Annotated in this window: 20 protein-coding genes; 16 read left to right on the top strand and 4 right to left on the bottom strand. The window is 72.9% G+C overall.

Annotated features, from left to right (window positions below; all coding sequences use genetic code 11):
* Positions 1–33: 33 nt before the first annotated feature.
* The 16 genes from B0I28_RS23310 (at position 34) to B0I28_RS23235 (ending at position 16,538) form a co-directional block, all read left to right on the top strand.
* Positions 34–984 carry an ABC transporter permease gene (locus B0I28_RS23310; RefSeq protein WP_106366268.1) on the top strand — a complete coding sequence of 317 codons (951 nt, stop codon included), beginning with the start codon at positions 34–36 and terminating at the stop codon, positions 982–984.
* Positions 981–1,814, top strand: coding sequence for an ABC transporter permease (locus B0I28_RS23305; RefSeq protein ID WP_106366267.1), 834 nt, complete (start codon positions 981–983; stop codon positions 1,812–1,814). Before B0I28_RS23310 ends, B0I28_RS23305 begins: the two co-directional genes overlap by 4 nt.
* Positions 1,811–3,445, top strand: a complete 1,635-nt coding sequence (locus B0I28_RS23300) for a dipeptide ABC transporter ATP-binding protein (RefSeq protein ID WP_106366266.1) — start codon at positions 1,811–1,813, stop codon at positions 3,443–3,445. Before B0I28_RS23305 ends, B0I28_RS23300 begins: the two co-directional genes overlap by 4 nt.
* Positions 3,446–3,455: 10 nt before the next feature.
* Positions 3,456–4,697: an LLM class flavin-dependent oxidoreductase gene (locus B0I28_RS23295; RefSeq protein ID WP_106366265.1), complete on the top strand. Its 1,242-nt coding sequence runs from the start codon at positions 3,456–3,458 to the stop codon at positions 4,695–4,697.
* Positions 4,694–5,596: an LLM class flavin-dependent oxidoreductase gene (locus tag B0I28_RS23290; protein ID WP_106366264.1), complete on the top strand. Its 903-nt coding sequence runs from the start codon at positions 4,694–4,696 to the stop codon at positions 5,594–5,596. The genes B0I28_RS23295 and B0I28_RS23290 overlap by 4 nt, the downstream gene beginning before the upstream one ends.
* Before the next feature lie 37 nt (positions 5,597–5,633).
* Positions 5,634–6,845 carry an acyl-CoA dehydrogenase family protein gene (locus B0I28_RS23285; protein ID WP_106366263.1) on the top strand — a complete coding sequence of 404 codons (1,212 nt, stop codon included), beginning with the start codon at positions 5,634–5,636 and terminating at the stop codon, positions 6,843–6,845.
* 22 nt (positions 6,846–6,867) lie between these two features.
* Positions 6,868–7,899 (top strand): aldo/keto reductase, encoded by a 1,032-nt coding sequence (locus B0I28_RS23280; protein WP_106366262.1) that lies wholly within the window; start codon positions 6,868–6,870, stop codon positions 7,897–7,899.
* 2 nt (positions 7,900–7,901) lie between these two features.
* On the top strand, positions 7,902–8,918 hold the full coding sequence (locus tag B0I28_RS23275; RefSeq protein ID WP_106366261.1) for an LLM class flavin-dependent oxidoreductase: 1,017 nt from the start codon (positions 7,902–7,904) through the stop codon (positions 8,916–8,918).
* 67 nt (positions 8,919–8,985) lie between these two features.
* A complete protein-coding gene (locus B0I28_RS23270; protein WP_106366260.1) occupies positions 8,986–9,417 on the top strand; it encodes a universal stress protein in 432 nt (143 codons plus the stop codon).
* A gap of 208 nt (positions 9,418–9,625) precedes the next feature.
* On the top strand, positions 9,626–12,460 hold the full coding sequence (locus B0I28_RS23265; protein ID WP_106366259.1) for a Na+/H+ antiporter subunit A: 2,835 nt from the start codon (positions 9,626–9,628) through the stop codon (positions 12,458–12,460).
* On the top strand, positions 12,457–12,900 hold the full coding sequence (locus B0I28_RS23260; RefSeq protein ID WP_106366258.1) for a Na(+)/H(+) antiporter subunit C: 444 nt from the start codon (positions 12,457–12,459) through the stop codon (positions 12,898–12,900). Before B0I28_RS23265 ends, B0I28_RS23260 begins: the two co-directional genes overlap by 4 nt.
* On the top strand, positions 12,897–14,420 hold the full coding sequence (locus B0I28_RS23255; RefSeq protein ID WP_106366257.1) for a Na+/H+ antiporter subunit D: 1,524 nt from the start codon (positions 12,897–12,899) through the stop codon (positions 14,418–14,420). The genes B0I28_RS23260 and B0I28_RS23255 overlap by 4 nt, the downstream gene beginning before the upstream one ends.
* Entirely contained in the window at positions 14,417–15,001 is a 585-nt protein-coding gene (locus tag B0I28_RS23250; RefSeq protein ID WP_106366256.1) for a Na+/H+ antiporter subunit E, read from the top strand. The genes B0I28_RS23255 and B0I28_RS23250 overlap by 4 nt, the downstream gene beginning before the upstream one ends.
* The gene (locus B0I28_RS23245) at positions 14,998–15,261 is read left to right on the top strand and encodes an MrpF/PhaF family protein (RefSeq protein WP_106366255.1); all 264 of its coding nucleotides are present in this window, start codon (positions 14,998–15,000) and stop codon (positions 15,259–15,261) included. The genes B0I28_RS23250 and B0I28_RS23245 overlap by 4 nt, the downstream gene beginning before the upstream one ends.
* Positions 15,258–15,656: a monovalent cation/H(+) antiporter subunit G gene (gene mnhG, locus B0I28_RS23240; protein ID WP_106366254.1), complete on the top strand. Its 399-nt coding sequence runs from the start codon at positions 15,258–15,260 to the stop codon at positions 15,654–15,656. Before B0I28_RS23245 ends, mnhG begins: the two co-directional genes overlap by 4 nt.
* A 21-nt stretch (positions 15,657–15,677) precedes the next feature.
* Complete coding sequence (locus tag B0I28_RS23235) at positions 15,678–16,538, top strand: aminoglycoside phosphotransferase family protein (RefSeq protein WP_106366253.1); 861 nt, start codon at positions 15,678–15,680, stop codon at positions 16,536–16,538.
* A gap of 60 nt (positions 16,539–16,598) precedes the next feature.
* Here B0I28_RS23235 and B0I28_RS27460 read toward each other — a convergent pair whose 3' ends face one another.
* The 4 genes from B0I28_RS27460 to B0I28_RS23215 form a co-directional block, all read right to left on the bottom strand.
* Positions 16,599–17,069 (bottom strand): hypothetical protein, encoded by a 471-nt coding sequence (locus B0I28_RS27460; protein ID WP_106366252.1) that lies wholly within the window; start codon positions 17,067–17,069, stop codon positions 16,599–16,601.
* 103 nt (positions 17,070–17,172) lie between these two features.
* Positions 17,173–18,114 (bottom strand): ABC transporter substrate-binding protein, encoded by a 942-nt coding sequence (locus B0I28_RS23225; RefSeq protein WP_106366251.1) that lies wholly within the window; start codon positions 18,112–18,114, stop codon positions 17,173–17,175.
* Positions 18,029–19,144 (bottom strand): FecCD family ABC transporter permease, encoded by a 1,116-nt coding sequence (locus B0I28_RS23220; RefSeq protein WP_245889082.1) that lies wholly within the window; start codon positions 19,142–19,144, stop codon positions 18,029–18,031. The genes B0I28_RS23225 and B0I28_RS23220 overlap by 86 nt, the downstream gene beginning before the upstream one ends.
* The gene (locus B0I28_RS23215) at positions 19,141–20,172 is read right to left on the bottom strand and encodes a FecCD family ABC transporter permease (protein ID WP_181245920.1); all 1,032 of its coding nucleotides are present in this window, start codon (positions 20,170–20,172) and stop codon (positions 19,141–19,143) included. The genes B0I28_RS23220 and B0I28_RS23215 overlap by 4 nt, the downstream gene beginning before the upstream one ends.
* Positions 20,173–20,333 lie beyond the last annotated feature (161 nt).

Below are 20,333 nucleotides of genomic sequence, written 5' to 3'. Positions count from 1 at the left end.
CCGGCCGCCGCGACCGTCCGGAAAGGAACCACCGTGCTCCGGTACGCCGCACTGAAGACCGGCCGGGCCCTCTTCGTGGTCTGGGCCGCGTTCACCCTCACGTTCGTCCTGCTGTTCGTGCTCCCCGCGAACCCCGAGGACCTCCTGTTCGACCCCGCCGAACTCAACACCATCCCGCCCGAGGTGCGCGAGCAGGTCGCCGCCAACTACGGCTTCGACGAACCCGTGCTCGTCCAGTACTTCGAGCGCCTCGGCCGCGCCCTCGCCGGGGACTTCGGCAACTCCGTCCAGTCCGGCAAGCCCGTCACCGAAGCCGTCCTCGGCGTCCTCCCGAACACGCTCCTGCTCTCCGCCGGGGCCCTCGCGCTCGCCGCGCTCATCGCCTACGGCATCGCCCTGACCGCGACCTCCACGCGGCGGCCCTGGCTGCGCAACCTCGTCGAATCGCTCCCCTCGGCCGCCGTCTCGGTCCCGGTGTTCCTCTCCGGCATCCTGCTGCTCCAGGTGTTCGCGTTCAAGCTCGGCTGGTTCCCCGCGTTCGGCTCCGACGGCCCCGCGAGCCTGGTCCTGCCGCTCGTGACGCTCGCGGTCCCCGTCTCCGGGCCCATCGCGCAGCTCCTGGTGCGCCGCTTCACCGCCGAGCTCGAATCCGGGTACGTCACCACCAGCCGCGCCAAGGGCGCCACCCGGGAGCAGATCGTCACCGGCGACGTCTTCCGCAACGCCAGCCTGCCCGCGCTCACCATCACCGGCATCACCTTCGGGAACCTCATCGCCGGATCGGTCATCACCGAGACCGTGTTCGCCCGCGAAGGCGTCGGACGGCTCACGCAGACCGCGATCAACACCCTCGACGTGCCGCTCGTGCAGGGGATCGTGGTCCTCGTGGCCGCGAGCTTCGCGTTCATCAACCTCGCCGTCGACCTCGTCTACCCGCTGCTGGACCCGCGCCTGCGGGCCACGCTCGCTTTGGAGGCTCGATGACCGTGCTCACCGCGCCCCGCGCCACCCGCGACCTCCTCCGCCAACCCGTGCTCGTCGCCGCCTGGGTCGTCGTGGCCCTCGCGATCGGCTGGGCCCTGCTCCCGCAGCTCTTCACCAGCTTCAGCCCCTACACCGGCGACCCGACCGCGAGCTTCGCGCCCCCGAGCGCCGACCACTGGTTCGGCACCGACCGGCTCGGCCGCGACCTGTACGCCCGCTGCGTCTACGGCGCCCGCACCACGCTCACCGCGACGCTCCTCGCCGTCGTCGTCGCCTTCGGCATCGGCACCGTGATCGGCCTGGTCGCCGGGTACTTCGGGAGGCTCTGGGACAACGCGATCATGCGCGTCGTGGACGTCTTCCTCGCCATCCCGAGCCTCCTGCTCGCCATGGTCGTGGTCTCCGTCCTCGGCTACAGCGCCAACAACATCGCGCTCGCGGTCGGCATCTCCTCGATCGCGTCGTTCGCGCGCGTCATGCGCTCCGAAGTGCTCGCCGTCGTCGGCCAGGACTACGTGAAGGCCGCGTACGGCGCGGGCGCGGGCCGCCTCGCCGTGCTCGCCAGACACGTCGTGCCCAACTCGCTCAGCTCCGTGATCGCCTTGGCGGCCTTGGAGGTCGGCACCGCCGTCCTCGCCGTGGCCTCGCTCGGGTTCCTCGGCTACGGCTCCCCGCCGCCCGAGCCCGAATGGGGCCTCCTGGTCGCCGAGGGCCGCGACTACGTGGCGGTCCACCCGTGGATCTCGATCCTGCCCGGCACCGCGCTCGCGCTCGTCGTGATCGCCGCGCACCGCATCTCCACCTCGCTCAGGAAGGACCCGCGACGATGACCGACCCGCTGCTGCGCCTCCGGAACCTCACGGTCGAGTACCGCGCCGGGCGGCGCTGGACGCCCGCCGTCCGCGACGCGTCCCTCCATGTCGAACCGGGGGAGTTCGTGTCCCTCGTGGGCGAGTCCGGCTCCGGCAAGACCACCCTCGTGCAGGCCGCGCTCGGGCTCCTGCCGCCCGCGGCCCGCCAGAGCTCCGGCACCGTCCAGTACTCCGATGTGGACGTCACCGGCTGGAGCGACCGCCGCATGGCCCTCGTGCGCGGCAACTACGTCGGCTTCATCCCGCAGGACCCGAACACCTCGCTCAACCCGGTCAAGAAGATCGGGCAGCAGGTCATCGAAGCGGTCAAGTTCAATGAGACGAAGCGCCGCGACGCCGCCGCGTGGCGCGACGCGGCCCTGGAGAGCCTGCGCACCGCCGGGCTCGCCGACGCCGAACGCGTCTTCGCCCAGTACCCGCACGAGCTGTCGGGCGGCATGAAGCAGCGGGCGCTCATCGCGATCGCCTTGGCGGGCAAGCCGAAGCTCATCCTCGCCGACGAGCCCACGAGCGCCCTCGACGTCACCGTGCAGCGCCGCATCCTCGACCACCTCGCTTCACTCCGCGAAGAACTCGGCATCGGCATCCTCCTGGTCACGCACGACCTCGGCGTCGCGCTCGACCGGTCCGACCGGATCGCCGTCATGCAGGGCGGTCTGATCGTGGAAGAGGGCCCGACCGCGCGCATCATCGAGGACGCCGCCGACCCGTACACGCGCCGCCTTCTCGACGCGGCCCCCTCGCGCCACACCGGCCGCCTCGAACCCGCCACCGGGACCCGCCCCGAGGACGACTCGATCGTCCTGCGCGCCAAAGGCATCGCCAAGACCTACCGCCTGCGCGGGCGCGGACGCCGCGAACTGCGCGCCCTCGACGGCGTCGACCTCGCCGTGCGCCGCGGGACCACCCACGCGATCGTCGGCGAGTCCGGCGCCGGCAAGTCCACGCTCGCGCGCATCCTCGTCGGCTTCGACGCCCCCGACCGCACCCCCGAACCCGGCACCGTCCACCTCGGCGACCGCGAGCTCACCGGCCTGGGCCACAAGGCCCTCCGCGAAGTCCGCCGCGACCTCCAGTTCGTGTTCCAGAACCCGTTCACCTCCCTCGACCCGCGCTTCACCGTCGAGCGGATCATCGCCGAACCCCTGCGCGCCTTGCAGATCCCCGGCGACCGCCGGGCCCGCGTGGTGCAGCTCCTCGAAGCGGTAGCCCTCGACGAATCCCACCTCGGCCGCCTGCCCGCCGAACTCTCCGGCGGCCAGCGCCAGCGCGTCGCCATCGCGCGGGCGCTCGCGCCGAACCCTGACGTGCTCGTCCTCGACGAAGCCGTGAGCGCCCTCGACGTGTCGGTGCAGGCGCAGATCCTGCGGCTGCTCGTGGACCTCCAGGGGGAGTTCGGGCTCGCGTACGTGTTCGTCACCCACGACCTCGGGGTGGTCCGCCTCATCGCCGACGACGTGACGGTGATGCGCGAAGGCGCCGTCGTCGAGTCCGGCCCCGCCGCGGCCGTGCTCGCCGCCCCCGAGGCGGACTACACCCGCGAACTCCTCGCCGCGGTCCCCGGCACCAGGCCCGCAACCGTCCGATAAGGAGCCGAACATGCCAGATCAACTGCACCTCAACGTGAACATTCTCAACGCGGGCGTCTTCGGCGGCTCGTGGCGGCTCCCGGGCACCGACCCCCTCGCCAGCTACACGATCGACCACTACACCTCGATCGCGAAGAAAGCCGAGGCCGCGAAACTCGACGCGGTGTTCCTCGCCGACGGGCCGCTCCTGGACCCGGCGATCCGCCACCGCGCGGGCAACAACCTCGAACCGTCCACCGTGCTCGCGCGGATCGCCGCGCAGACCGAGCGGATCGGCCTCATCGGCACCCTCTCGTCGTCCTACAACGACCCCGATGAGCTGGCGCGGCGCCTCGGCGACCTCGACTACGTCTCGGGCGGCCGGTTCGGCTGGAACGTGGTGACCACGGCCGGGCCCGTCGCGGCCCGCAACTTCGGCCGCAACGCCGAGCAGGCCCACGCCTACCGCTACCAGCGCGCCGCCGCGTTCACCGAGCACGCCGCGGCCTCCTGGGCCGCCCGGACCTCCCTCGTGTCGCCGCAGGGCCGCCCCGTGGTGGTCCAGGCGGGCGGCTCCAGCGACGGCCGCCGCCTCGCGGCCCGCGTCGCCGAAGTGGTGTTCTCCGCGGACCAGGACCTCGACCACGCCAAGGCGTTCCGCGCCGAGCTGCGCGCGGGCGCCGCCGCCCACGGCCGCAGCCCCGACGGCATCGTCGTCCTCCCCGGACTCTCCACCGTGATCGGCTCGACCGAGGTGGAAGCGAAGGCCCGCAGGGAACTCCTGGACGACCTGCTGCCCGACGTGTACGCGCGCGGGCGCCTCTCGGGCCAGGTCGGGTTCGACGTCGGCGAGCTGGACGACGACGAGCCGTTCCCGCTCGACCGGCTCCTCGACCCCGACGAGGCCGGCGGCTCGCAGACCTTCTACCGCATGGTCCGCGGCATCGTGGAGCGCGAGCGCCCGACGCTGCGCCAGCTCCTGCGCAAGCTCGGCGGCGGCTTCGGGCACCGGATCGTCACCGGCACGCCGGAGCAGGTCGCCGACGACATCGAGCTGTGGTTCCGCTCCGGCGCGGCCGACGGGTTCAACGTCATGCCCGACGTGCTCCCCTCCGGCCTCGACGACTTCGCCGACCACGTGGTCCCCGAGCTGCAACGGCGCGGCCTGTTCCGCCGCGAGTACGAGGGCTCGACCCTGCGCTCGCACCTCGGCCTCGGCCTGCCCGCGGCCCCCGCCGCGGCCGGCCCCGTCCCCGCCTTGGAGGCAGCATGAGCACGTTCGTCCAACTCTCCCTCGCGGTCGGCGAGACCGGCCTGACCCTCGCCGACGCGGGCGCCATCGCCGCGCTCGCCGAGCAGACCGGCGTCGCCGCGATCCGGCTCCGCGACGAGCCCGGCGCGATCGAGCCCACTGTGGCCGCTGCGTATCTGGCAGGGGCGCACCGCATCCCGTTCGTCCCGGAGCTGGCGACCACCGGCAACGCGCCGTACAACGCGGCCCGGCGGCTCCTGTCGCTCGACCGCGCCACGGACGGCCGCTTCGGCGCGGTGCTCGTTCCCGGTGCGGGCGACGAGGTCTCGGGCCCGGCCAACGCGCATCCGGCGGAGCGCTGGCGCGAATACGCGGCGGTGCTGGCGCGGCTGTGGGAGTCGTTCCCGTGCGAGGCCCTCATCGGGGACCAGGAGGCGGCGCTGTTCGTGGACGACGAGCTGATCCGCCCGATCGGCCACGACGGCCCGCTGTACAAGGTCGCGGGCCCCATCGACGGCCCCTCATCGGTGCAGGGCCGCCCGGTGCTCGTCGCCGACCTCGCCGGACTCGGCTTCGTCACCGCCGCCGAACGCGCCGACGCCATCGTCGTGGACCGCGCGGAATCGCCCGGAGCCGATGCGGCCCTTGCCGATGCGCTCCGCGCCGCGGGCCTGCCGCGCTCGGAGGCCGCGCTCGTCGGCCGCGTCCCGATCGCCGACCTGACCGACGCCACCGGCCTAGCCGCGGACCTGCGCTCCTGGGCCGGTGCCGACCGCCTCGACGGTTTCGAGCTCGTCCCCGCCGGGGACCTCGAAGCGGTGTCGGCGGTCTTGCGGGAGCTGGTCCCGCTCCTGGTCGACCCGGCCGAGCACCCGACCCTGCGGGCCGCCTTCGGCCTCCGCGAAGCGGTGGCGTCGTGACCGAATCCGCCCCGCAGATTGAAAGGACGGCGATCGCATGACCTCCGACAACACCGCCGAATACACGGTGGCGGGCATCCGCGCCGCCGTCGCGCCCGTGCTCGACCGGCTCCGCGAAGGGGCCGCCGAACGCGAGCGCGAACGCCAGTACGCCTTCGAGGAGGTGAAAGCCCTTGCGGCCGAGCGCATCACCCTCACCGGGATCGCCGCCGCCGACGGCGGCGCGGGCGGGACCGTCCGCGACGTGGCCGACCTCGTCATCGCCATCGCCCGCGCCGACTCCAATGTGGCCCAGGCGCTCCGGTCGAGCTTCCTGACCGCCAACCAGGTCGCCTCCCGCCGCGATCTCCCGCACCGGGCCGTCACGCTCGCCCGCCTGCGCGACGGGCACCTGTTCGCGGGCACCGCGAACGAGCGCTCCGGCGGCGCCAGCGGCTCCGTCAACACCCTCCTCCACCGCGACAGCGCCTCCGACAACCGTGACGGCTGGGTGGTCGACGGCGAGAAGTACTACTCCACGGGCGGCCTCTACGCGGACTGGTTCACCGGGTCCGCGAAGGGCGAGGACGGCACCGTGTACGGCTTCACCGTCCCGGTCGACCGCACCGGCGTCGAGCGCCTCGACGACTTCGACGCCGTCGGCCAGCGCCTCACCGCCAGCGGCACCACCCGCCTCCACGCCGTGCGCCTGGCCGCCGACGAGGTGGTCGCCCGCGACAACTCGCAGTTGGAGATCCCGTGGCTCGGCGCGTTCGCGCAGCTGTACCTCGCGGCCGTCGAAGCCGGGATCGCCGCCGCCGCACTGGACGACGCCGCGTGGTTCGCGCGCGAGAAGGCCCGCCCCATCAAGCACTCCAGTGCCGCGGTCTCCAGCGAGGACCCGTACGTGCGCGAGACCGTCGGCCAGATCGCGGCCCGCGCCCACGCCGCCCGGTCCGTGGTCCTGCTCGCGGCGGAATCGATCGAGGCCACCCGGCACCTCACCGGCGCCGAGGCCCGCGCCGCCGGGGCCGAAGCCTCGGTCACCGTGGCCCAGACCGGCGTCATCGCGATCGAGTCCGCACTGAAGGCCGCCGAACTCGTCTTCGACGTCGCGGGCGGCTCGATCACCAACCGCTCGCTCGGCTTCGACCGGCACTGGCGCAACGCCCGCACCGTGGCCAACCACAACCCGCGCCAGTGGAAGGCCGCCGTCGCCGGCGCCTATCGCATCACCGGCGAGGAACCGCCCACGACCGGGCTCTTCTGAAATCCTGAAAGGACCTCTGCACATGACCCTCGAAGCCACCCGCACGCTCGGCCGCACCGGCGTCCCGCTCACTCCGCTCACTTTGGGCGCCATGAACTTCGGCGGCGCCCAGGAGGAGGCGGAGAGCATCCGCATCATCCACGCCGCGCTCGACGCCGGGATCAACGCGGTCGACACCGCCGACGTCTACACCCAGGGCCGCTCCGAAGAGGTCGTCGGCAAGGCGATCAAGGACCGCCGCGACGACCTGTTCCTCGCCACCAAGTTCCACGGCCAGATCGGCGACAACCCGCTCCACAAGGGCAACTCGCGCCGCTGGATCACCCAGGCCGTCGAGGACAGCCTCCGCCGCCTCGGCACCGACCGGATCGACCTGTACCAGGCCCACCGGCCCGATCCGCACACCGACCTCCTGGAGACCCTCCAGACCCTGAACGACCTCATCCGAGCCGGGAAGATCCGCTACTACGGGACCTCCGTGTTCCCCGCGCACCAGCTCGTGGAGGCCCACTGGCTCGCCGAGAAGCACGGCCTCATCGCCCCGCACAGCGAGCAGCTCCCGTACTCCCTGCTCATCCGCACGGTCGAACGGGAGGTCTTCCCCGTCGTCCAGAAGTACGGCGTCGGCGTCATCTCCTACGGACCCCTCGCCGCGGGCTGGCTCTCCGGGAAGTACCGGGTCGGCGGCCCGCAGCCCGAGTCCGCGCGGGCCGGGCTCATCCCCGGCCGCTTCGACGTCGACGCCCCGCAGAACGAGCGCAAGCTCGCGGCCGCCGACGCGCTCGCGACCCTCGCCGAGGACCACGGCCTCACCCTCGTGGACCTCGCGATCGCCTTCGCGCTGGGCCACCCCGCGATATCCAGCGTCATCATCGGCCCGCGAACCCAGGAGCACCTCGACGCCTACCTCAAGGCCGCCGACGTGACCTTGAGCGACGAGGTCCTGGACCGGATCGACGCGATCGTCGCCCCCGGCACGCACTTCCTCGAACGCGACACGGGCCGCGACACCCCGTCGCTCCAGCCGTCCGCGCTGCGCCGGGCCCGGGGCTGAGCATGGTCGAGCGCCTCGGCTTCCTCCTCCACCTCGACGCCGACCAGGACCCCGCGGCCGCCTACCGGGACGCGATCGGGCTGTTCCAGGCGGCCGAGGCCCTCGGCTACGACTCGGGCTGGGTGATCCAGCGGCACTTCCGGCAGGGCAACGAGCACGTCTCCGCGCCCCTGGTCGTGCTCGCCGCGATCGCCCAGCACACGAGCCGCATCCGCCTCGGCACCGGCGTGCTCGTGCTCCCGCTCGAAGACCCCCTCCGGGTCGCCGAGGACGCGGCCACAGTGGACGCGCTCAGCGGCGGGCGGCTCGAACTCGGCGTCGGCTCCGGGCCGTTCCCCGGCGCCTGGGAGGCCTTCGGCCGCGACCTCGCCGAACGCCACCGCCTCTTCGACACCGCCGTGAAGCACCTCCACGACGTGCTCGACGGCAAGGCCCTCAACGGCCTCGGCGAAGTCCTCCACCCGCCCGGCACCGGCGTGCGGGCCCGCCTGTGGCAGGCCACCTCCAGCGACCCCGCCGTCGCCTTCGCCAGTGCTGCCGCCGCCGCGAAAGCGGGCGACGGGCTCCAGCTCTCCCGCGCCACCGCCTGGCGCGGCGGCACCCTCCTCGAAGCCCAAGCGCACCAAGCCGACACGATCAGCGCCTACCGCGCCGCCTGGTCCTCGGCCGCGCCGCCGCGCGTCCAGGTCTCCCGCGCCGTCTACCCGCACCCCGACCGCGACGAGGCCGTGCGCCTCGTGACCCCCGGGGTGCGGCGCTGGCAGGAGTGGTTCGCCGCCAAGCGCGACGTCGGCGGCCTCTCGGTCGCCGACTACCTCGAAGGCGACCGCACCCTCCTCGGCCCGGCCGAGGGCCTCGCGGCCGACCTCGCCGCCGACCCGGCCCTGGAGCACGCCACCGACCTGCTCGTCAGCTTCGTCCCCGGCGTCCCCGACTTCGACGAGCACGTGCGGCTCCTCACCGACACCGCCACAGAACTCGCCCCGCGCCTCGGCTGGCGTCCCTCCACGCAACACTGACCTCTCGCATACCCTGTGGGCCCGAGGGCCTGAACCCGGAAGGCCCGAAGCGACCGAAGGAGGCCGGATGGAACAGACCGAGCGAGTGGTGGTCGGCGTCGACGGATCGCCGGTGTCGATGGAGGCGCTGGCCTGGGCGCTGCGGTACGCCGAGAAGACCGGGGCCGCCGTCGCGGCCGTGTACGGCTGGCAGCCCCCGGTCGTCTACGGCACCGCCGTCGAGGCCGTCCCGGGGGAGAGCTTCACCGAGACCGCCGAGCGCGCCCTGAACGAGTCGGTCGACGCGGCGCTCGACGGGCGCGAGGACCTCGTCGTGGAGCGCACCGCGGCCCTCGGGCACCCGGCGAAGGTCCTCATCGAGCAGTCGAAGACCGCCGGCCTCCTCGTGGTCGGCAGCCGCGGACAGGGCGGCATCAAGGGGACGCTCCTGGGGTCCGTGAGCCTCCACTGCGTCACCAACGCCGACTGCCCGGTCGTCGTGATCCGCGCCGCGGAGTGACACAGGGCGCGGGGAGACGGGCGTCACGCACGTGCGCGAAGACGCGCACAGAACGCGATGAGCGCGCATGTTATTGCGCGCCTTTCGGACGGACGCACAGCTCCCCGCGCCGGACCCTGTAGACAATCCGATTTCCTGCGCGCCGAATTTGGCGTCCGCCGCTCCCGAGCGGATAGGGTCGGGCCAACTGAATCTTCCCGGGGGTCGTTTGCTAGTCCTACTCGCCTGCCACGCCATCGCGGCGATCGCCGCGCCCGCCCTCGTCCGAATGCTGGGCCCCCGCGCCCTCTACGCCGTCGCCGCCGCGCCCGCGGCGACCTTCGTCTGGGCCCTCACGCACGCGGGCGTCATGCGCCTCGGCGGCGCCCTCACCGAGACCCGCCCCTGGGTGCCCGAACTCGACCAGGAACTCGCGTTCCGCATGACCGCCTTCCCGTGGATCATGGTCCTCCTGGTCAGCGGCGTCGGCACCCTCGTCCTCGCCTACAGCGCCCACTACTTCACCTCCACTGAGGAAGGACTCGGCCGCTTCGCCGCCGTCTTCGTCGCCTTCGCCGGAGCCATGTTCGGCCTCGTCGTCGCCGACGACCTGCTCCTGCTCTACGTCTTCTGGGAGCTGACCTCGGTCTTCTCCTACCTCCTCATCGGCCACGACCCCGCCCGCAGCGCCAGCCGCTGGGCCGCCATGCAGGCCCTCCTCGTCACCACCCTCGGCGGGCTCGCCATGCTCGTCGGCTTCATCATGCTCGGCCAGCACGCCGGGACCTACCGCCTGTCCGAAGTGGTCGCCGACCTGCCGAGCGGCGCCTACCTCGTCGCCGCGCTCGTCCTCATCCTCCTCGGCGCCCTCTCCAAATCCGCGGTCTTCCCCTTCAGCTTCTGGCTCCCCAGCGCCATGGCCGCCCCCACCCCCGTCAGCGCCTACCTCCACGCCGCCGCCATGGTCAAGGCGGGCGTCTTCCTCATCGGCATGCTCACCCCCGCGTTCGCCGCCGACCTGCCCTGGCGGCAGGCGATCTGGGCCTGCGGCGCCCTCACCTTCCTCTTCGGAGGATGGACCGCCCTGCGCCAGACCGACCTCAAGCTCATGCTCGCCTACGGCACCGTCAGCCAGCTCGGCATGATCGCGATCGTCCTCGGCACCGGCACGTACGACACCGCGCTCGCCGGGGCCGCGCTCCTCGCCGGGCACGCCATGTTCAAAGCCGCGCTGTTCCTCGTCGTCGGCATCATCGACAAGACCGCCGGCACCCGCGAGATCTACTCGCTCTCAGGGCTCGGCGACCGCAGGCCCCTCCTCGCCGCCACCGCCGTCGTCGCCGTCGCCTCCATGATCGGCCTCCCGCCCACCCTCGGCTTCGTCGCCAAAGAGGCCATGCTCGCCGCGTTCTGGAACGGCGGCCCCTGGGACCGCGCCATGCTCGCCGTCCTCGTCGCGGGCGCCGCCCTCACCGTCGCCTACGGCCTGCGGTTCCTGTGGGGCGCCTTCGCCCGCAAACCCGACACCGCCGAGACCGACGCCGCCCCCGCCGGACCCGGCTTCCTCGCCGCGCCGATGCTCCTTGCAACCGCGGGCCTCGCCGCGGGCTTCCTCGCCCCCGCCGCCGACGGGCTCCTCTCCCCGTACGCCGACCGCTACCCGCACACCGGGCACGTCTACCACCTGGCCCTCTGGCACGGCTTCACCCCGGCACTCGGCCTGTCGCTCCTGGCGATCCTCACCGGCATCGGCGTCCACTTCGCGACGCACCGCACCAGCGCCTGGCGCTCCGTGAAGCTCCCGCTCGCCTCCGGCACCGTCTACAAGCAGGCCCTCGGCGGCGTCGACCGCGCCGCAGTCGAACTCACCGGCCGCACCCAGCGCGGCTCGCTGCCGTTCTACCTCGGCGTGATCCTCGTGTCCCTCGTCGCCTTCGCGGGCGGCCTCCTCGTCTTCGACGGCCCCTGGCCGCACGCGATCCGCCTGTACGACACGCCGCTGCAACTCGTCGCAGGCGCCGTCATCGTCACCGCCGCCATCGCCGCCGCGCTGGCCCGGCGCCGCTTCACCGCGATGATCCTCACCGGCGTCTCCGGCTACGGCGTCGCCATGCTGTTCGTCTTCCACGGCGCCCCCGACCTGGCCCTGACCCAGTTCCTCGTCGAGACCGTCACGATCGTCATGTTCGTGCTGGTCCTGCGCCGCCTGCCCGCCCGCTTCTCCGAGCGGCCCCTGAAACTGGTGCGGCGCTTCAGGGTCGGCATCGGCGTCGCCGTCGGCGTGGTGGCCGCCGCGATGGCGTTCGTCGCCGTCTCCGGCCGCACCGCCGCCCCCATCTCGGAGCAATTCCCCGACCCCGCCGTCACTTACGGCGGCGGGCACAACATCGTGAACGTCATCCTCGTCGACATCCGCGCCTGGGACACCATGGGCGAGATCGCGGTCCTGCTCGTGGCCGCCACCGGCGTCGCGAGCCTCATCTTCGGCCGCGAGCGGCTCCTCATCCGCCGCGGCGGCTCCCGGCCCGCGCCGCCGAAGACCGGCGAGCAGGTCAAGTGGCTCGCCCGGCCCGAGACCAGCGGCAGCCACCAGGCGGTCATCCTCCAGGTCGTCACCCGGCTGCTGTTCCACACGATCGTCCTGTTCTCGATCTACCTGCTCTTCACCGGCCACAACCACCCCGGCGGCGGCTTCGCGGGCGGCCTCGTCGCCGGGCTCGCGCTCATGTTCCGGTACCTCGCGGGCGGACGCGCCGAGCTGAACGCCGCCGCGCCCGTCGACGCCGGGCGCCTCCTCGGCACCGGCCTGCTCGTCGCGGTCGGCACCGGCGCCGCCTCGTTCGCCTTCGGCGGCACGGTCCTCCAGAGCGCGATCCTCGACTTCGAGCTCCCCGTCGTCGGCCACGTCCACTTCGTCACCTCAACGTTCTTCGACATCGGCGTCTACCTCGTCGTCGTCGGCCTGGTGCTCGACATCCTCCGCAGCCTCGGCGCGGAGATCGACCGCCACGGCGAGTCCGCAGACCCCTCCCCGGCGCTCGCGCCCGAGAAGGAGCCCGCATGATCCCGAACCTGGTCTACGTGGTCGTCGTCGGCGTCCTCATCGGCGCGGGCGTCACGCTCCTGCTGGAGCGCACGCTCACCCGCGTGCTCATCGGGGTCGTGCTCGTCGGCAACGGCGTCAACGTCCTCATCCTCACCGGCTCGGAGTTCGGCACGCCGCCGATCGTCGGCGAGACCCCCGAGGACGGCATGAGCGACCCGCTGCCGCAGGCGATGATCCTCACCGCCATCGTCATCACGCTCGGCATCACCGCGTTCCTGCTCGCGCTCGCCTACCGCAGCCAGCAGCTCCTCGGCCACGACGAGGTCCAGGACGACGCCGAGGACCGCCGCATCATCGACCTCGCCGAACGCGACGAGGGCCCCGACGCCAAGGAGAACGGCGACGACGGCCTCCCGCACCCGGTGTACCACTGCGCCCCGGGGAAGGAGGGCCGATGACCTTCCTCGTCCCGCTCCCGGTCGTCATCCCGCTGCTCGGGGCCGCGCTGACGCTCATGATGGCCCGGCGGCCCGCGATCCAGCGCACCGTGAGCCTCACCGCGCTCGTCGCGACCCTCGCGGTCTCCTCGATGCTGCTGGCGCTCACCGTGACCGAGGGCCCGCAGGTGGTCGCGGTCGGCGGCTGGCCGCCGCCGCTGGGGATCGTCCTCATCGCCGACAAGCTCGCCGCCCTCATGCTCGTGGTCTCCACCGCGGTCACGCTGTGCGTCCTCGTCTACTCGATCGGGCAGGGCTCGGCCGACGGCGACGAGGAGACGCCGATGTCGGTCTACCACCCCACGTATCTGGCGCTGACCGCCGGCGTCACGAACGCGTTCCTCTCGGGCGACCTGTTCAACCTGTACGTCGGCTTCGAGATCCTCCTCGTCGCCTCCTACGTGCTCCTCACCCTGGGCAGCACCGAGAACCGCATCCGCGCGGGCACCACGTACGTCGTCGTCAGCCTCCTGTCCTCGGTGATCTTCCTGAGCGCCCTCGGCCTCGTCTACGGCGCCACCGGGACGCTCAACATGGCCCAGCTCGCCGGGCGCTTCGACGAACTGCCCGACAACCTGCGGCTGCTCCTCCAAGGGATGCTGCTGCTGGCGTTCGGCATCAAGGCCGCGGTGTTCCCGCTCGGCGCGTGGCTGCCCGACTCGTACCCGACCGCGCCCGCGCCCGTCACCGCCGTCTTCGCCGGGCTCCTCACCAAAGTCGGCGTGTACGCGATCATCCGCACCGAGACGCTCCTGTTCCCCGACGGGCGCATCGGCGACGTCCTCCTCGTGATCTCCCTGCTCACCATGGTGATCGGCATCCTCGGCGCCGTCGCGCAGTCGGACATCAAGCGGCTCCTGTCGTTCACGCTCATCAGCCACATCGGGTACATGCTGTTCGGCGTGGCCCTCGCGACCGAAGCGGGGCTGAGCGCCGCGATCTTCTACATCGCGCACCACATCACGATCCAGACGACCCTGTTCCTCGCCGCGGGGCTCGTCGAGCGCCGCGGCGGCTCCACGGCGCTCGAACGGCTCGGCGGGCTCGGGAAGATCGCGCCGGTCCTGGCCGTCCTGTTCTTCATCCCCGCGCTCAACCTCGCCGGCATCCCGCCGTTCTCGGGCTACCTCGGGAAGCTCGGGCTGCTCCAGGCGGGCGTCGACGCCTCCGGCCCGCTCGTGTGGGCGGTCGTCGCGGGCGGGGTCCTCACGAGCCTCCTGACGCTGTACGCGATCGGGCGGGTGTGGAACCTCGCGTTCTGGCGCACGCCGCACCCGGACATGCCGCGCGACGACGCCGATTTCGACGGCGGGGCGATGCTGCCGAAGCTCATGGTCGCGCCGACGATCGCGCTGGTGGCGTTCAGCGTCGCGCTCACCGTCGTGGCCGGGCCGCTGTTCGCGGTGACCTCCGAGGCCGCGGCCGACCTCATCACCCGCACGCCGTACATCGAGGCGGTCTTCCCGGACGGTGCCCCATGAGCCCCCAGCGACCGAGTGCGCTGACCAAGCGCGAGCGCCTGCGCAGCAGGGCCATCGCCGTCATCGGCCTGGTCCTGGTGTGGAACCTCCTGTGGGGCGCGTTCACGTGGCTGAACACGATCACCGGCGCGGTGATCGCCGTGGCGCTCCTCGTCGTGTTCCCGCTGCCGCCGGTGAAGTTCGGCGGGCGGCTGCGGCCCGTCGCGGTGGTGAAGTTCTTCGCGCGCTTCTTCTTCGACCTCACCGTGGCGAGCTTCCAGGTCGCGTTCCTGGCGTTCCGGCGCGGCGAGCCGCGGAGCGCGATCGTCGCCGTCGAGCTGCGCGTCAAGTCCGACCTGAACATGACGCTCGTCGCCGAAGCCGTCTCGCTGGTGCCCGGCAGCCTCATCGCCGAGGCCGACCACCAGACGGGGACCCTGTACATCCACATGCTCGGGGTCCGCGACGCCGCGCACCTGGAGCGCCTGCGCGCCGAGGTCCTGCAACTGGAGGCGCGGCTGGTGCGCGCCATCGGATCCGACGCGGAGCTGCGCCTGGTCGAGGCGCCCGTGCCCACCGACCGCGAGGAGCGCCCGGCATGACCTACGCCGCCGTCGCCATCGCCGTGCTGCTCACCGCCGCATGCGCGATGACTCTGGTCCGCATCGTCCGCGGACCCACCACACTGGACCGGATCGTCGCCACGGACGTGCTCCTGGCGATCACCGCCACCGCGATCCTCGCCGAGGCCGCGTTCAGCCGCGACCCCACGGCCCTGCCGGTGCTCGTGGTGGTGTCCCTCCTGGGCATCACCGGCTCGGTCGCCGTGGCCCGCTTCGTCAGCCGGGAGCAGGACTCATGACCCTCCAAGGCGTCCTCGACGCGGTCGCCGCGGTCCTCATGGTCACCGGGGCCCTCCTCAGCCTCGCCGCGGGCGTGGCCCTGCTGCGCTTCCCCGACCTGTTGAGCCGCATGCACGCCGCCGCGAAACCGCAGGTCCTCGGGCTGCTGCTCATGCTCACAGGCTGCGCGATCCGCATCGCCACCGTCGTCGACATCACCACGATGGTCCTCATCGCGGTCTTCCAGCTCGCCACCGCGCCCGTCGCCGCCCACATGGTCGGCCGCGCCGCCTACCGCGACGGCCAGACCCGCACCGACCTGCTCCTCACCGACGAGCTCGCCCCGCACCTGGACCGCTTCAGCGACAAGCCCGACGACAAGCCGAGCCGCTTCCCCGCCACCCCGCCCGAGTGACCCGACACTAGGCTGGGCCCGGTGACCGAAGCCCTGAACGCGCTCTCCGAGCGCCAGCGCGACCTGGTCGGGACCTGGCTCCCCGGCGCCGCCGTCGAGGCCGACATGGGGTGGGGCCTCGTCGAGACCGCGGTCCTGCGCGTCCGCTCGGGCGGCCGCACGGTAGTGGTCAAGGCGGGCGGCGCCTCCGACGTGTCGATCGAGCGTGAGATTCGCGCGCACCGCGAGTGGACCGGGCCGTGGGTGCGCCGCGGCCGGGCCGCCCGGATGCTCCACGCCGACACGGACGCGAAGATCCTGGTGACCGAGTTCCTTCCCGGGACGCTCGTCAAGGACACGCCCGCGGCCGCGGACCCCGCCGTCTACGAGCAGGCCGGGGCGCTGCTCCGCGAGTTCCACGACCAGGCCGCCGTCGACGACCCCGGCTACGAGGCCCGCATGAACGCGAAGGCCCTCGCCTGGCTCGAACGCCCCCACCGGATCGCGCCCGAGACCGCCGCGCATCTGGCGGCGCTGGTCCGCTCCTGGCCCGCCGCCGGAGCCGTCTGCGCGCCGTCCCACGGCGACTGGCAGACCCGCAACTGGCTCCTCGACCGCGGCGTGCTCCGCGTGATCGACTTCGGCCGCACCGACCTCCGCCCCGCGGCCGAGGACTTCGAGCGCCTGGCCGTCAAGGAGTTCCGGCTCCACCCCGGCGCCGAGGAGGCGTTCGTCTCCGGCTACGGCGCGGACCCGCGCGAGCCCGGCGCGTGGCTGCGCCAGCGCGTGCGCTCCGCGATCGGCACCGCCTGCTGGGCGCACCTCGTCGGCGACGCCGACTTCGAGGCCCAGGGCCACCGGATGATCGCCGACGTCCTCACCGAGGACGCCTCCCGGGTCTGAACACGACGATCGGCGCGGCACTGAAGGGGTGCCGCGCCGATCGTGTCCGGAGTGGTTGGTTTATACCGACTCGACGGTCTCGAAGGTGCCGTCGCCGTCGGTGTCCGTGGCGACGGTGTCGATGACCATGTCGCCGTCGGTGTCGGACTCCAGCGTGTCGACGTAGCCGTCGAGGTCGGTGTCGGTGGCGTACGTGTCGAGGAAGGTGTCGTTGTCGGTGTCGACGAGGAGCGTCTCGGAGTAGCCGTCGGCGTCGGCGTCGGTGTAGACCGTGTCGACCCAGCCATTGTCGTCCGTGTCGGACTCGACGGTCTCGTTGAAGCCGTCGCCGTCGTTGTCGTACGAGACCGATTCGAGCACGCCGTCGCCGTCCATGTCGGTGTCGGCGGTCGCGGTGTACACGTCGTCCGAGTAGGTGTCCTCGGAGTACGACGTCGAGTCGTCGGCGGAGTAGGTGTCCGTCGACTCGGTCTCGTACTCGTCGGTCGAGTACGAGTCGTCGCCTGCGGAGTCGATGGAGAAGTCGCTCATGATACTGCCAATCTCGTAAGCGTCGGTTGCTTGCGATGTGAACCTTAAGCCCCGTTCGCCAGCGATCCGCCGCCGCGTGCCCCGGGCGGCACGATCCCGGGAGTCACGCGCCGAGGTACGTCTCCAGATCGTCGAGGATCATCCCCGCGGCGGTGACGCCGATGCCGGTCATCCACACCTCGTCGTCGACCTCGTGCGCGTTCCCCTCCTGCACGGCGGGGATCGACTGCCACAGCGCGCCGCCGGTGTACTCGGCGAGCTGCGCGTCGCCGTCGTCGCCGTACGCGCAGTAGAAGACCACGTCGCCGCCCAGCGTGTCGACCTCCTCGGCCGACACTTCGGCGAAGCGCCGGTCCTCGGCCCCGTTCAGCTGCTGGAGTTCAGGGCGGGCCAGGCCGACGTCGCCGAGGACGATGCCGGAGAACGAGTCGGGGCCGTACACGCGGATCTGGTCGGGCATGAACCGCACGATGCTCACCTCGGTTGCGATGGCCTCCTCAAGCGACCCGCCGAACTCGCCCGCGCGGGCCTCGTAGTCCGCGAGGAGCCGCTCGGCCTCGTCCTGCTTGCCGAGCGCTTCGCCGTCGAGGAGGAAGTTCTCCTTCCACGTCAGGCCGACCAGCTCGGTGAACACGGTGGGCGCGATGGCGTCGAGCTCGTCGTAGAACGCCTCCTGCCGGAACTTCGAGCCGAGGATCAGGTCGGGCTTCAGCTGCTCGATCGCCTCCAGGTCCGGTTCGGCGCTGGTGCCGACGACGGTGACGCCGGAGAGGTCCCCGAGGTAGGTCGGCAGCTCGGACTCGCTCGCGCGGGCCGCGCCGACCGGCGTGATCCCCAGCGACAGCGCCGTGTCGATCTTGTCCGTGTCGAGGACGACGACCCGCTGCGGGTCCGCGGGGACCTCGGTGGTCCCCATGGCGTGCTCGATGGTGCGGGTCTCGCCCTCGGCGTCGTTCCGCTCAGCGGCCGGGTCGGAGGTGCCGCACGCGGCCAGCGCGAGCGCGCAGGCGGCTGCCAAGGCGGAGGCGGCCAGTCGTCTTCTCATTTCGGGTTCCCTTCGTCAGGAGGAGGTACAGCAGGTAGAGGCCGCCGAGCGCGGCGGTGAGCACCCCGGCGGGCATCTGGTAGTCGCCGAACGCGGTGCGGCCCAGCCAGTCCGCGAGGACGAGCAGGATCGCGCCGGTGAGGGCCGAGCCCAGCAGCGGCGGGCGCGGGGTGCGGGCGACGCGCCGCGCGATCTGCGGGGCGGCGAGGGCCACGAACTCGACGGCGCCGACCTGCGACACGGCCGCGGAGGCGAGCGCGACGCCGAGGACGGCGAGACCGATGCGCTGGCCGGTGACGCGCACGCCGATGCCGGTGGCCGTGGGGTCGTCGAGGTCGGTGGTGTCGAGCGCCCGCTGCGCCCATACGAGCGCGGGCAGCGCGGCGGCGAGGAAGACGCCGAGGAACGCGGCCTCGGTCCAGCCGCGGCCGCCGAGGGTGCCGATGAGCCAGATCTGGGCGCGCTGGGCGTCGATGGCGTCGGCCGAGATCAGCAGGATCTGGATGCCGGACTTGAGGAGCACGGCGACGGCGACGCCCGCGAGGACGAACCGCGGCGCCGCGAGGGAGCCGCGGGCGGCCACGAGCAGCACGAGGACGGCGGCGGCGAGCCCGCCCGCGAGCGCGGCCGGCGCGAGGAGCGCGTACCCGAGCCCGAACGTGAGCGCGGCGGTCGCGGCGAGCCCGGCCCCGGCGGTGACGCCGACGATGTCGGGACTCGCGAGGGGGTTGCGGGCCACGGACTGGATGAGCGCGCCGCCGAGCGCGAGCGCGGCCCCGGCGGCGACGGCGAGGACGGTGCGCGGCAGGCGCAGGACCTCCACCGTGCGGTCGTAGCCGGTGGTCCCGGTGAGGGTCGCCCACACGTCGGCGAACGTGATGTACGTGTGGCCCAGGCACAGTGAGACGACCACGGCCCCGGCGAGCACGGCCAGCAGGAGCACGCCCATGAGCGCGCTGCGCCGGTGCCACGTCACGGAGCGGTTGCCGACGCGGACGACGGACCGCCCGGGGAGCTGCACCTTGCTCACGCGTGCACCGTCCTCGCGCGCCGCACGAGCGCGATGAGCAGCGGCGCGCCCAGACATGCGCAGATGATCCCGGCGGGGACTTCTCCGGGCACGATGACGCGGCCGATGACGTCGGCGGCGAGGAGCATCGCGGGCCCGAGGAGGAGGCTCAGCGCGAGCTGCGGCCGGTGGCCCGCGCCCACGGCCCAGCGCGCGAGGTGCGGGATCGCGAGGCCGATGAACCCGACCGGGCCCGCGGCGGCGACGGCCGCGCCGGTGAGGAGCGCGACGGTGACCGCGGCGGTCCCGCGCACGAGGCCGACGCGGTGGCCGAGCCCGGCGGCGGTCTCGGCGCCCAGTTGCAGGCCGTCGAGCCCGCGTGCGGCGAGGAACGCGAGGAGGAGCCCGGCGATGAGGAACGGCGCCATGCCGATCGCGATGTCGGCGCCGCGGCCGGCGAGCGACCCGACGGCCCAGAACCGGTACCGGTCGAAGGACTGCACGTTCGTGGCGAGGACGGCGTACACGACCGCGGAGAGGCTCGCGTCGATCGCGGCCCCGGTGAGCGCGTACGTGGCGGTCCCGCCGCCGGCGGCGCGGGTCGCGAGGGTCGCGACGGCGTACCCGACGACCCCGGCGACCAGGGCTCCGGCGATGCCGAGCCACACGTACTGGCCCATGCCGGTGAGTCCGAGGACGCTCATGCCGAGCACCACGCCGAGGCTCGCCCCGGCGGCGACGCCGAAGATCCGCGGGTCGGCGAGCGGGTTGCGCGTGAGGGTCTGCATGAGGACCCCGGCGACCGCGAGCCCGGCCCCGGCGAGCAGGCCCACGAGGGTCCGCGGCACGCGCTGGTCCCACACGACCGAGGCCGCGATCGGATCGGCGCGGGTGAGGCCGTCCCACACCTCGGCGGGGGAGAGGTCGCGCGCGCCGAACGCGAGCGAGGCGATCACGATGAGCCCCAACAGGACCGCCGCCGCAGCGCACACGGCGGCCCGGCCGCGGGCGGTGGCGGCGGGCCGGGGGACAGAGAGGGCGACGGGCACCAGCCGATATTAGGAGAGGCTAACCTCGTTCCCGGCGGGCGGTGCCCTGATGTGACGGGAACGTATGTACGGGGCCCGTGGTGGGGCCGGGGCCCGTCGCGGCACGGCCCGCTCGCAGTGCGGACGGGCGGGTCCGCGTGCGGCCGGGGCCGCTCGGCCGA

The sequence above is a fragment of the Glycomyces artemisiae genome (assembly GCF_003002955.1).
Lineage (GTDB): Bacteria > Actinomycetota > Actinomycetes > Mycobacteriales > Micromonosporaceae > Glycomyces > Glycomyces artemisiae.
Note: the sequence above shows the minus strand (reverse complement) of the source record. Positions and strands in the feature narration are given on the sequence as shown.

What these genes read in the sequence shown, in the direction of transcription:
- B0I28_RS23305 (WP_106366267.1), top strand. Translation starts at nt 981, where the DNA reads ATGACCGTGCTCACCGCGCCCCGCGCCACCCGCGACCTCCTCCGCCAA.
- B0I28_RS23300 (WP_106366266.1), top strand. Translation starts at nt 1,811, where the DNA reads ATGACCGACCCGCTGCTGCGCCTCCGGAACCTCACGGTCGAGTACCGC.
- B0I28_RS23295 (WP_106366265.1), top strand. Translation starts at nt 3,456, where the DNA reads ATGCCAGATCAACTGCACCTCAACGTGAACATTCTCAACGCGGGCGTC.
- B0I28_RS23290 (WP_106366264.1), top strand. Translation starts at nt 4,694, where the DNA reads ATGAGCACGTTCGTCCAACTCTCCCTCGCGGTCGGCGAGACCGGCCTG.
- B0I28_RS23285 (WP_106366263.1), top strand. Translation starts at nt 5,634, where the DNA reads ATGACCTCCGACAACACCGCCGAATACACGGTGGCGGGCATCCGCGCC.
- B0I28_RS23280 (WP_106366262.1), top strand. Translation starts at nt 6,868, where the DNA reads ATGACCCTCGAAGCCACCCGCACGCTCGGCCGCACCGGCGTCCCGCTC.
- B0I28_RS23275 (WP_106366261.1), top strand. Translation starts at nt 7,902, where the DNA reads ATGGTCGAGCGCCTCGGCTTCCTCCTCCACCTCGACGCCGACCAGGAC.
- B0I28_RS23270 (WP_106366260.1), top strand. Translation starts at nt 8,986, where the DNA reads ATGGAACAGACCGAGCGAGTGGTGGTCGGCGTCGACGGATCGCCGGTG.
- B0I28_RS23260 (WP_106366258.1), top strand. Translation starts at nt 12,457, where the DNA reads ATGATCCCGAACCTGGTCTACGTGGTCGTCGTCGGCGTCCTCATCGGC.
- B0I28_RS23255 (WP_106366257.1), top strand. Translation starts at nt 12,897, where the DNA reads ATGACCTTCCTCGTCCCGCTCCCGGTCGTCATCCCGCTGCTCGGGGCC.
- B0I28_RS23250 (WP_106366256.1), top strand. Translation starts at nt 14,417, where the DNA reads ATGAGCCCCCAGCGACCGAGTGCGCTGACCAAGCGCGAGCGCCTGCGC.
- B0I28_RS23245 (WP_106366255.1), top strand. Translation starts at nt 14,998, where the DNA reads ATGACCTACGCCGCCGTCGCCATCGCCGTGCTGCTCACCGCCGCATGC.
- mnhG (WP_106366254.1), top strand. Translation starts at nt 15,258, where the DNA reads ATGACCCTCCAAGGCGTCCTCGACGCGGTCGCCGCGGTCCTCATGGTC.
- B0I28_RS27460 (WP_106366252.1), bottom strand. Translation starts at nt 17,069, where the DNA reads ATGAGCGACTTCTCCATCGACTCCGCAGGCGACGACTCGTACTCGACC.
- B0I28_RS23225 (WP_106366251.1), bottom strand. Translation starts at nt 18,114, where the DNA reads ATGAGAAGACGACTGGCCGCCTCCGCCTTGGCAGCCGCCTGCGCGCTC.